The sequence below is a fragment of the Roseateles sp. 22389 genome, from assembly GCF_052044995.1.
Classification (GTDB): domain Bacteria; phylum Pseudomonadota; class Gammaproteobacteria; order Burkholderiales; family Burkholderiaceae_C; genus Roseateles.
Map to the genome: position 1 here is coordinate 104,869 of NZ_JBQEOF010000012.1, position 10,232 is coordinate 115,100.

Here is a 10,232-nt window from a genome sequence, read left to right on the forward strand (position 1 = left end):
TTCGCGCACCGGCCCGTGGATTGCCCGCAGCTTGCCGGCGGTTGACGGCCGTTGACCCGCTGAAGGCCGGTCGATCGCCTCACCCCGCTTAGCACAAACCCGAGAAAGCCAATTCAAGCGGGATTCGTGCACATCTGTTAACTTGCGCGCCCACATCGAACGAGGAGCGGGTTTTGAGCGATTGGCTGAAGCGACTGGAGGCCCTGGATCCGGCCCGTCTGGCGGGCATGCGCCGCGGCGTGGAGAAGGAAAGCCTGCGCGCGCTGCCGACCGCCGCCTCGCTGGCGCTGACGCCGCATCCGACCGCGCTCGGCTCGGCGCTGACCCATGAGACGGTCACCACCGACTTCAGCGAGTCGCAGCTGGAGCTGATCACCGGCGTGCATGCCTCCGCCGAGGCCTGCGTGGCGCAGCTGACCGAGATCCACCAGGCCGTCTACCGCAGCCTGGGCGAGGAACTGATGTGGGCGTCGAGCATGCCCTGCCTGCTGCCCGCGGATGAAACCATCCCCATCGGCCGCTACGGCGCCTCCAACATCGGCCGCGCCAAGAGCGTCTACCGCATGGGCCTGGGCCACCGCTACGGGCGGCGCATGCAGACCATCTCCGGCATCCACTACAACTGGTCGATGCCGGGCCTGGACAACGCCGACCACTTCGCGCTGATCCGCAACTTCCGCCGCCATTCCTTCCTGCTGCTGACGCTGTTCGGCGCATCACCGGCGCTGTGCGCCAGCTTCGTCGCCGGCCGCGAGCACGGCCTGCAGCCGCTGACCGACGGCACGCTGCACATGCCCCACGGCACCTCGCTGCGCATGGGCCGCCTCGGCTACCAGAGCGACGCGCAGGCCTCGCTGGCCGTCAGCTACAACAGCCTGGACGGCTACGCCGCCTCGCTGCAGGACGCGCTGACCCGCCCCTACCCCGCCTACGAGAAGGTCGGCGTGGTCAATCCGGGCGGCGAATACAACCAGCTGTCGACCACGCTGCTGCAGATCGAGAACGAGTTCTACGGCACGATCCGCCCCAAGCGCACCATTCGCTCGGGCGAGCGTCCGCTGCATGCGCTGCGCGAGCGCGGCGTCGAATACATCGAGGTCCGCTGCATGGACCTGGATCCGTTCGAGCCGGTCGGCATCGCCGCCAGCACGATGCGTTTCCTGGACATCTTCCTGCTGCACTGCTGGCTGACCGACAGCCCCAACGACACGCCGGACGAACTCGGCGCGCTGGCCCGCAACCAGCACCGCACCGCCTCGGCCGGACGCGAACCCGGCCTGAAGCTGGAGCGCCGCGGCGGCGAGATCGCGCTGCGCGACTGGGGCCGCGAGCTGCTGACCGACTTCGCGCCGATCGCCCGCAAGATCGACGAGGCGCTGGGCGGCTCGCTCTACCGCGAGGCGCTCGCCCAGGCCGTCGAGCGCTGGGACCGGCCGGACGAGCTGCCGTCGGCGCGGGTGCTGGCGGCGATGAGCGCCGGACACCGGTGCTCGCACCTGGACTTCGTCGCGGCCCGCTCCGAGGCCGCCCGCGCCCATGTGCTGGCGCAGCCGATGCCCGAGGGCCTGATGGCCCGCTTCGAGCAGTCGGCGCGGGCCTCGCTGGAGACGCAGGCGGCGATCGAGGCGGCCGACACGGTCGACTTCGAGACCTTCCGCCAGCAGTACCTCGATCCGGCGCAGCTGCGCGGCTGAGGCCGCCGGCTCAGCCCGGCAGGGTGGAGCTGCGCAACTCGTCGTGCCGGCGCTGCAGTTCCTGGCGCAGCTTCTTGCGCTCGATCGCGGCTTCCCAGCGGCGCTTCTCGTCGGGGGAACTCGGCGACAGCGGCGGCACCGGCACCGGCCGGCCGTCCTCGCCGACGGCCACCATCGTGAAGAAGCAGCTGTTGGCATGCCGCACCACCTGGTCGCGGATGTTCTCGGTGACGACCTTGATGCCGATCTCCATCGACGAGGTGCCGGTGTAGTTCACCGAGGCCAGGAAGCTGACCAGCTCGCCGACATGGATCGGCTGTCGGAACATCACCTGGTCCACCGACAGCGTCACCGTGTAGCGACCGGCAAAGCGGCTGGCGCAGGCGTAGGCGACCTGGTCGAGCAGCTTCAGGATGGTCCCGCCGTGCACGTTGCCGGAGAAGTTGGCCATGTCCGGCGTCATCAGCACGGTCATCGTCAGTTGGTGGGAAGGCAGGTCCATGGCGAAGGCTCCGGAACGGATCGTGAAGGAAGGGGCGGCCGCCATGGTGCCAGAGTCGGCGGCGACCCCCCTCCCCCGGAGGCGCAGCGGCCGTCCGTCCCCCGCCCGGCGCCGCGCGCCGCGCTCTCCCGTCCGGCGCTTGCCGCTGGCTCGCCCGTCGGTTAGGGTGCGCGCCAGGAGGTCCCATGGCCCAGGTCCAGCAGCCCAGCATCGCCGACACGCGCGGTGCCCAGATGTTTCCCACGCTCGGCGTCGCCGACATCGCGCGCGTCGCGCGCTTCGGCCGGTTCCGGCGCTATTCCCAAGGCGAGTGGGTCGTGCGTGCCGGCGATGCCGGCATGGGCATGACCCTGATCCTCAGCGGCGAGATCACCGTCTCCCAGCGTGACAGCCTCGGCCACGTGACGCCGATCCACCGGCACGGCCCGGGCGGTTTCCTGGGCGAGGTTGGCCAGCTCAGCGGCCGGCCCTCGTTCATCGACGCGATCGCGGAAACCGAGGTCGAGGCGGTCGAGGTCAGCCCGCCGCAGCTGCGCGCGCTGCTGATCGCCGAGGCCGACCTGGGCGAACGTCTCACCCGCGCCTTCATCCTGCGCCGCGTCGGCCTGATCGAGGCCGGCGCCAGCGGCGCGACGCTGATCGGGCGGGCCAAGGCCGCGCCGGTGATGCGGCTGCGCAGCTTCCTGGGCCGCAACGGTTATCCGCACCAACAGCTCGAGCCCGACCAGAACGACGACGCCAAGGCGCTCGCCGACCAGTACATGACCGAGGGCGTGCAGATGCTGGTCATCTGCCCCGGCGGCGACGTGCTGATCGACCCGACCGACGAGGAGGTCGCCCGCTGCATGGGCATCGTCGACATGCGCGAGCGCCCCGAGCTCTACGACGTGGCCATCGTCGGCGCCGGCCCGGCGGGCCTGTCGGCCGCGGTGTACGCGGCGTCGGAGGGGCTGTCGGTGCTGGTGATGGACTGCCGCTCGTTCGGCGGCCAGGCCGGTGCGAGCTCGCGCATCGAGAACTACCTCGGCTTCCCGACCGGCATCTCGGGCCAGGCGCTGGCGGGCCGGGCCTTCGTCCAGGCCCAGAAGTTCGGCGCCGACATGCTGATCCCGGCCAAGGTCACCGAGATGAGCTGCGAGCGCCACGGCGAGGACGACGAGCTGCGCCTGGCGCTGGAGGACGGCCGCACGGTGCGGGCCCGCACCGCGGTGATCGCCACCGGCGCGCGCTACCGCCGTCCCGACCTCGACGCGCTGGCGCGCTTCGAGGGCCGGGGCGTCTGGTACTGGGCCTCGCCGATCGAGGCCCGCATCTGCAGCCGGCAGACGGTCGTGATCGTCGGCGGCGGCAACTCGGCGGGCCAGGCGGCGGTGTTCCTGGCCAACCACGCGGCCAAGGTGATCATGCTGGTCCGCGGCCCGGGGCTGGCGGCAACGATGTCGCGCTACCTGATCGACCGCATCCAGGGCACCGCCAACATCGAGCTGCTGGCGCACCAGGAGCTGTGCGAGCTCGAAGGCGGCGACGCGCTGGAGGCCGTCTGCTGGCGCGACCGCCGCAACGGCCAGCAGCGCCGGCTGGCGCTGCAGCACCTGTTCATGTTCATCGGCGCGGAACCCGAGACCGGCCTGATCTCGCAGTGCGGCCTCGAACTGGACCAGGCCGGCTTCATCATCACCGGCCGCGCCTGCGCCTGCCCGCTGTCGCAGTACAAGCCGGAGCTGCTCGAATCGAGCATCCCGGGCGTCTTCGCGGTCGGCGACGTGCGCTCGGGCTCGGTCAAGCGGGTCGGCGGCGCGATCGGCGAAGGCGCGCAGGTGGTGGCCAGCATCCACCAGTACCTCGCCCGCCAGGACGCCGAGCGCGCCGAACGCACCAGCCCGGCGGCGGTGGCCCGCGCGACCGTCTAGCGCCCGCCCGTCCCTGGCCGGCGGCGCCCGCCCCGACCTCCGCCTCCCCTTGCCGCCCCCAACAGGGGCGGCAGCGCTTTCAGCCTCCGCTTTCCCTGCGCCCAGACAGGCGATCCCGCCATCCAGCCGGGCCTCGCTTCGCTCTAGAATGCGAATAATTGTTATTTGCAAGCTTAGCGTCCGCCGATGTGGTCTCCCGAATCCCGCCGTCTCTGGACCTGGCCGATCGCGCTGGGCGTGCTGAGCACCTCCGGCCTGCTGTCGGCGCTGGTGTCGGACGCCTGGGGCGACGTCTGGTCGTGGATCGGCCTGGGCGTGCCGGTGGCGGTGATCGCCTGGTTTGCCTGGCGGCCCCGCAAGGCGGCCTGACGCCCGTCACCCATACCGTGCCGGCCCGGCGCCGGCCGCTGTCCCTCCCCGAAGAAGAACTCCCTCCAGGTCCCCGTCCCATGAATCACTTCCCGAAGCGCCCGCTGGCGCTCGCCATCGCCCTGGGCCTGTGCGCCCTCGCCGCCCCTGCCGCCTTCGCGCAGGACGCTCCCAAGGACAAGGACAAGGACGGCGACGCGCCGTCCCAGTTGCCGGTGGTGACCGTCAGCGCCACCGCGGACAAGCAAGGCCTGTCCAAGGCCTATGCCGGCGGCCAGGTGGCACGCGGCGGGCGCGCCGGGATCCTCGGCACCAAGGACAACCTCGAGACCCCGTTCTCCATCACCGCCTACACCAACGAGCTGATCCAGGACCGCCAGGCCAAGAGCGTCGCCGAGGTGCTGCAGAACGATCCCGGCATCCGTGCCGCGCGCGGCTTCGGCAACTTCCAGGAGGCCTACTTCATCCGCGGCTTCATCCTGAATTCGGACGACGTCGCCTACAACGGCCTCTACAGCCTGCTGCCGCGCCAGTACATCGCCTCGGAGCTGTTCGAGCGCGTCGAGGTGCTGCGCGGCGCCTCCGCCTTCCTGATGGGCGCGAGCCCCAACGGCAGCGGCATCGGCGGCAACATCAGCCTGCTGCCCAAGCGCGCGCCGGTCGAGCCGCTGACGCGCCTCACGGTGAACGCCGGCAGCGGCGGCGCCGGCGGCGCGGCGCTGGACGTGGCGCGGCGCTTCGGCCCGGACAAGGCCACCGGCGTGCGCTTCAACGCCGCCTACCGCGACGGCGGCACCGCGGTCAACGACGAGAAGGCGCGGACCAGCGTCGTCGCGCTGGGCGTGGACTGGCGCAGCCGCGACGTCCGCCTGAGCGCCGACCTGGGCTGGCAGGACAACCAGCTCACCCGCACGCGCCCCAGCGTCACCGTCAACGGCCTGAGCGCGATGCCGGCGCTGCCGGACAACAAGGCCAACTACGCCCAGCCCTGGACCTATTCCAACGAGCGCGACACCTTCGGCACGCTGCGCGGCGAATGGGACCTCAACGACGCCGTCACCGCCTGGGCCGCCTACGGCGCGCGCCGCAGCAAGGAAGCGAACCGGCTGGGCAACCTCACGGTCACCGACGCCGCGACCGGCGACGGCACCTTCTACCGCTTCGAGAACGGCCGCAAGGACAGCGTCGACACCGGCGAGGCCGGCCTGCGCGGCAAGCTGCGCACCGGCTCGGTCGGTCATGAATGGGTGGTCTCGGCCGCCGTGTTCTCGCTGGACACGAAGAACGGCTACGCGATGGACTTCCTGAACACGCAGCCGACCAACCTCTACACGCCGGCCCGGAGCGCGCTGCCCGCGTTCTCGGACAGCGTGTACGTCGGCAACACCGTCGACGACCCGCGGCTCAACACCCGCATCCGCAACCGCAGCGTCGCCATCGGCGACACGCTGTCGTTGCTGGACGACTCGCTGCTGATCACGCTGGGCCTGCGTCACCAGACGCTCAAGGTCGACTCGATCAGCGCCACGGTCCGCTTCCTGGACACGATCACGCCGGGCGGCGTCGTCACCACCTACGACCGGAGCAAGACCAGCCCGGTCGCCGGCGTCGTCTATCGCCTGTCCAGGCAGCTGTCGGTCTACGGCAACTACATCGAGGGCCTGAACAAGGGCGACAGCCTGGCCGCGCAGAACGGCCTGCCGGCGCGCGACCTGGCGCCCTACGCCTCCAAGCAGAAGGAAGTCGGCCTGAAGTACGACGGCGGACGCCTGGGCTTCGGCGCCTCCTACTTCACCACCGACAAGCCGCGCGCGGTGCTGGCGCAGGACACCGCCCAGGGCGAGGACCGCCATCGCGGCGTCGAGCTCACCGCCTTCGGCATGGCCACGCGCGAGCTCAAGGTGCTGGGCGGCCTGACCTGGCTGGACGCCAGGCAGCACGGCACCGGCGTGGCCGCCACCGAAGGCAAGCGCACGCTGGGCATCGCGCGGGTGCAGGCCAACCTGGGCGCCGAATGGGAAGTCCCCGCGCTGCAGGGGCTGGCGCTGGACGCACGCGTCGTGCACACCGGCAAGGTCTTCGCCGACAGCGCCAACACGCTGCGCGTGCCGGCTTGGACCCGCCTGGACGCGGGCGCGCGCTATCTGTTCGAGGTGCAGGGCACGCTGCTCACGCTGCGTGCGCGGATCGACAACCTCACCAACCGCAAGTACTGGGCGTCCGCGGGCGGCTATCCGGACCAGAGCTACCTGGTCGTCGGCCAGCCGCGCAGCGTCAACCTGAGCCTGGCGGCCGACTTCTGAGGACACGACGATGCTGAGCTCGCGCGCCATCCGCGTCTGGAGCTGGTTCCACAAGTGGACCAGCCTGGTCTGCACGCTGTTCATGCTGCTGCTGTGCCTGACCGGGCTTCCGCTGATCTTCCATCACGAGATCGGCCACCTGCTCGGCGACGAGATCGAGGCCCCCGTGCTGCCCGCCGCCATGGACGCGCAGCGGGTCTCGCTGGATGTCATGGCCAAGGCCGCGAACGCGGTGCATCCGACCCGCGTCATCCAGTACGCCGGCGAGAACGAGGACGACCCGCGCCTGTGGTGGTTCACGCTCGCCCCGACGCCGGCGCCGACCGAGGACTTCAAGTCCGTCGCCGTCGACGCCCGCACCGGCCTGGTGGTGCGCGAGTACCGCGTCGGCGAGGGCTTCATGGACCTGATGCTGCGCCTGCACGTGGACATGTTCGCGGGCCTGCCGGGCAAGCTCTTCCTCGGCTTCATGGGCCTGCTGCTGCTGATCGCGCTGGTCAGCGGCGTGGTGCTGTATGCGCCGTTCATGCGCAAGCTGGACTTCGGCGCGGTGCGCAAGGACCGCTCCACCCGCGTCAAGTGGCTGGACCTGCACAACCTCGTGGGCATCGTCACGCTGGTGTGGTGCTTCGTCGTCGGCGCGACCGGGATGATCAACACCTGGGCCGACCTGCTGGTGAAGTACTGGCAGTACACCGAGGTCTCCACGCTGCTCGCCCCCTATCAGGGCCAGCCGCTGCTCCAGGCCAGGGACCGCGGTCCGCTGCAGGCCTCGCTCGACACCGCGATGCATCACGGCCAGCAGCGCAAGGTCTCGTTCATCGCCTTCCCCGGCACGGCCTTTTCCAGCCCGCACCACAACACGATCTTCCTGAAGGGCACCACGCCGCTGACCTCGCGGCTGCTGCAGCCGCTGCTGGTGGACGCCCGGACGGCGCAGCTGACGGCGGCGCCGGAACTGCCCTGGTACCTCACCGCGCTGCTGGTCTCGCAGCCGCTGCACTTCGGCGACTACGGCGGCATGCCGATGAAGATCCTGTGGGCGCTGCTGGACGTGGCGACCATCGTCGTGCTGGGCAGCGGCCTCTACCTGTGGCTGCGCAAGCCGCAAGGCGCCCGCAAGGGCGCCCCGGACGACGCCCGGAACCCCGAAACCGCGGCCGCCTGATCGCCAGTCCGCACCTGACCTGCCCGCCCATGCCCGACTCGCACAAGCCCGACTCCCCCAAGCACCAGATCGAGAGCCTGCAATCCAGCGGCCTGAAGGCGACGCTGCCCCGCATCAAGGTGCTGCAGATCTTCGAGCAGTCGAACCAACGCCACCTCAGCGCCGAGGACGTCTACCGCCAGCTGCTGCTGGAGGAGGCCGACATCGGCCTGGCGACGGTGTACCGGGTGCTGATGCAGTTCGTCGAGGCGGGGCTGCTGGCGCGGCAGCACTTCGAGTCCGGCAAGGCGGTGTTCGAGCTCAATTCCGAACAGCACCACGACCACATGGTCTGCCTGGCCTGTGGCCGGGTGGAGGAGTTCTACGACGCCGGCATCGAGCAGCGCCAGCGCGAGATCGCCGAGGAGCGCGGCTACGAGCTGGTGGAGCATGCGCTGGCGCTGTACGGCCTGTGCTCCAACCCGGCGTGCCGGGCCCGGCGCCAACGGTGACAGGCGCGTCGGTCGGCGGGTCGCCGTGGCGCGAGGCGCACAATCCGGCGATTCCCTGTTGAATACTGTATGGGCATACAGTACATTGCCATCCATCGCAGCCACTTCCGGCTGCAGCAGGAGATGGCAATGCAGATGCTCAAGCAAACGGTCTGGACCTCGTTGAACAACGCGGATGCCTGGGTGGTCTGCATCGGCGTCATGTCCTGCCTGGGATTGGCGACCGGTCTGCTGGGTTGACAGCCTAGCGCCCGCCGCCGCCTTCGTTCCGTCCGCGGAGCCGGTGTCCCCTGTCGAGGGGACCTTTCTTTTCAGTTCTCAAGTCTTCGTCCGCCGCCCCCTGGGGCCGCGGACTTTTTTTTGGCGGCTTCAAAGCGGCGTCAGCACGGCTTCGCCCGCCTCCCAGCGCCGGGCGTTCTCGAGGAACAGGTCGACGGTCGCCTGCACCGACTCGGGCGACCATCCGGCGATGTGCGGCGTGAGGATCACGTTGGGGAAGCCGAGCAGGGCCTCGGGCGGTTTCGGTTCCGATTCATAGACATCGAGCGCCGCGCCGCCGAGCTCGCCGGCCGCGAGCGCCGCGGCCAGCGCGGCGGTGTCGACCAGGCTGCCGCGCGCGATGTTGACGACGTGCCCCTGCGGACCGAGCGCCTTCAGCACCTCGGCGTTGACGATGTGCCGGGTGGCGGGGCCACCGGGCGCGGCGACCACGAGGAAGTCGGCCCACCCGGCCAGCGCCAGCGCCGAGTCGAAGTAGCGTGAGCCCAGCGCGTCATGGCGTTCCCGGCGGTTGTGATAACCGACCTCCATGTCGAAGGCCAGCGCCCGTCTGGCGATGCGCAGCCCGATGGTGCCCAGGCCCAGGATGCCCAGCTTGCGCCCGTTGACGCTGGGGCGCAGCGGCAGCGCGTCGCGCCAGAGGCCGGCGCGCAGCGCGCCCTCCTGCTGCGGGAGCGCGCGCACCGAGGCCAGCAGCAGCGCCATCGCATGGTCCGCGACGCAGGAATCGTTGGTGCCCGCGCCGTTCCACAGGGTGAGGCCGCGGGCCCGGGCGGCCGCCAGGTCGATGGCCTCGTAGCCGGCGCCCTGCGCCGCGACGGCGCCCAGCCGGGGCATCGCCGCCATCTCGTCGGCGCGCAGGCCGACCGCGCCGATGGTCACGACCAGCTCGATCTCCGCGCCCTGCCCGGCGACCGCCTGGGCGCGCGCCTCGGCGGTCGGCGCATGGATCACGTCATAACGCTGGCGGAACTGGGCCAGATGCTCCTCCGCCGTCGGCATCAGCACCAGCAGCTTGCGGCGCGAGGACGTGGGAGCAGGCATCGAGGGATTGGCGGACACGGCGACCTCATGGGGCTGGAAGTTCGCCGGCCATGATAGGAGCGCCCTCCCCCTGCGCCGTCTGAGCACGGACGCGTTTCGCACGCGGGGCGCCGGGTCCGCCCCTTCGGGAGGGATCAGGGCTGCTCGCCGCGCGCCATCCGGGCCTCGATCTCCGCGAGCGCCCGCGGCAGCTGCGCGACCGAGTCGATCACCAGGTGCGCGCCCGAGGCCGTCAGCCGCCGCGCCGCGGCGTCACGGCGCGCGGCGAGCTCCGCGTCGGGCAGCGCCCGCAGCTGATCGAGCGTCAAGCCGGTCTCGTTGCCCGACAGGCTCAGGCCCACCGTCCACATGCCGGCCCGCCGGCCTTCCTCGATGCCGGGCGTCGTGTCGTCGACCTTCACGCAGGCGCGCACGTCGCCGATGCCCAGCGCCAGCACGTTGGCCAGGGCCATGAACGGGCCCGGGCGGCCGC

General features: G+C 70.9%; 10 protein-coding genes. 7 read left to right on the forward strand and 3 right to left on the reverse strand.

All coding sequences use genetic code 11. The features are described from left to right. The first annotated feature begins 227 nt into the window (after window positions 1–227). Window positions 228–1,694, forward strand: coding sequence for a glutamate--cysteine ligase (gene gshA, locus ACTJKJ_RS17435; protein WP_440821254.1), 1,467 nt, complete (start codon window positions 228–230; stop codon window positions 1,692–1,694). A gap of 10 nt (window positions 1,695–1,704) precedes the next feature. Here the strand turns inward: gshA and ACTJKJ_RS17440 are convergent, their stop codons facing one another. Beyond that, the gene (locus ACTJKJ_RS17440) at window positions 1,705–2,196 is read right to left on the reverse strand and encodes an acyl-CoA thioesterase (RefSeq protein ID WP_091721154.1); all 492 of its coding nucleotides are present in this window, start codon (window positions 2,194–2,196) and stop codon (window positions 1,705–1,707) included. 185 nt (window positions 2,197–2,381) lie between these two features. Here ACTJKJ_RS17440 and ACTJKJ_RS17445 point away from each other — a divergent pair, with 185 nt between their 5' ends. The 6 genes from ACTJKJ_RS17445 (at window position 2,382) to ACTJKJ_RS17470 (ending at window position 8,677) form a co-directional block, all read left to right on the forward strand. Then, window positions 2,382–4,106: an FAD-dependent oxidoreductase gene (locus tag ACTJKJ_RS17445; protein WP_440821214.1), complete on the forward strand. Its 1,725-nt coding sequence runs from the start codon at window positions 2,382–2,384 to the stop codon at window positions 4,104–4,106. A 186-nt stretch (window positions 4,107–4,292) separates the two neighbouring features. Continuing rightward, on the forward strand, window positions 4,293–4,475 hold the full coding sequence (locus ACTJKJ_RS17450; protein WP_440821215.1) for a hypothetical protein: 183 nt from the start codon (window positions 4,293–4,295) through the stop codon (window positions 4,473–4,475). Between the two features lie 80 nt (window positions 4,476–4,555). Further along, complete coding sequence (locus tag ACTJKJ_RS17455; RefSeq protein ID WP_297388964.1) at window positions 4,556–6,778, forward strand: TonB-dependent receptor; 2,223 nt, start codon at window positions 4,556–4,558, stop codon at window positions 6,776–6,778. 10 nt (window positions 6,779–6,788) lie between these two features. Further along, window positions 6,789–7,946, forward strand: a complete 1,158-nt coding sequence (locus ACTJKJ_RS17460) for a PepSY-associated TM helix domain-containing protein (protein WP_440821216.1) — start codon at window positions 6,789–6,791, stop codon at window positions 7,944–7,946. A gap of 29 nt (window positions 7,947–7,975) precedes the next feature. Beyond that, window positions 7,976–8,437 carry a ferric iron uptake transcriptional regulator gene (gene fur / locus ACTJKJ_RS17465; RefSeq protein ID WP_091721138.1) on the forward strand — a complete coding sequence of 154 codons (462 nt, stop codon included), beginning with the start codon at window positions 7,976–7,978 and terminating at the stop codon, window positions 8,435–8,437. Between the two features lie 69 nt (window positions 8,438–8,506). Then, the gene (locus ACTJKJ_RS17470; protein WP_183485043.1) at window positions 8,507–8,677 is read left to right on the forward strand and encodes a hypothetical protein; all 171 of its coding nucleotides are present in this window, start codon (window positions 8,507–8,509) and stop codon (window positions 8,675–8,677) included. A gap of 129 nt (window positions 8,678–8,806) precedes the next feature. Here ACTJKJ_RS17470 and ACTJKJ_RS17475 read toward each other — a convergent pair whose 3' ends face one another. Together ACTJKJ_RS17475 and ACTJKJ_RS17480 are read right to left on the reverse strand one after the other, a co-directional pair. Next, a complete protein-coding gene (locus ACTJKJ_RS17475; RefSeq protein WP_440821255.1) occupies window positions 8,807–9,718 on the reverse strand; it encodes an NAD(P)-dependent oxidoreductase in 912 nt (303 codons plus the stop codon). Window positions 9,719–9,894: 176 nt separating this feature from the next. Next, window positions 9,895–10,232: HAD-IA family hydrolase (locus tag ACTJKJ_RS17480; RefSeq protein WP_440821217.1), on the reverse strand; the 338-nt coding region annotated here is incomplete at its 5' end.

Excerpts from the sequence above, each read along its gene's own strand:
- ACTJKJ_RS17470 (WP_183485043.1), top strand. The coding sequence starts at position 8,507 with ATGGGCATACAGTACATTGCCATCCATCGCAGCCACTTCCGGCTGCAG.
- ACTJKJ_RS17475 (WP_440821255.1), bottom strand. The coding sequence starts at position 9,718 with ATGCCGACGGCGGAGGAGCATCTGGCCCAGTTCCGCCAGCGTTATGAC.
- ACTJKJ_RS17450 (WP_440821215.1), top strand. The coding sequence starts at position 4,293 with ATGTGGTCTCCCGAATCCCGCCGTCTCTGGACCTGGCCGATCGCGCTG.
- ACTJKJ_RS17455 (WP_297388964.1), top strand. The coding sequence starts at position 4,556 with ATGAATCACTTCCCGAAGCGCCCGCTGGCGCTCGCCATCGCCCTGGGC.
- gshA (WP_440821254.1), top strand. The coding sequence starts at position 228 with ATGCGCCGCGGCGTGGAGAAGGAAAGCCTGCGCGCGCTGCCGACCGCC.
- ACTJKJ_RS17440 (WP_091721154.1), bottom strand. The coding sequence starts at position 2,196 with ATGGACCTGCCTTCCCACCAACTGACGATGACCGTGCTGATGACGCCG.
- ACTJKJ_RS17445 (WP_440821214.1), top strand. The coding sequence starts at position 2,382 with ATGGCCCAGGTCCAGCAGCCCAGCATCGCCGACACGCGCGGTGCCCAG.
- ACTJKJ_RS17460 (WP_440821216.1), top strand. The coding sequence starts at position 6,789 with ATGCTGAGCTCGCGCGCCATCCGCGTCTGGAGCTGGTTCCACAAGTGG.
- fur (WP_091721138.1), top strand. The coding sequence starts at position 7,976 with ATGCCCGACTCGCACAAGCCCGACTCCCCCAAGCACCAGATCGAGAGC.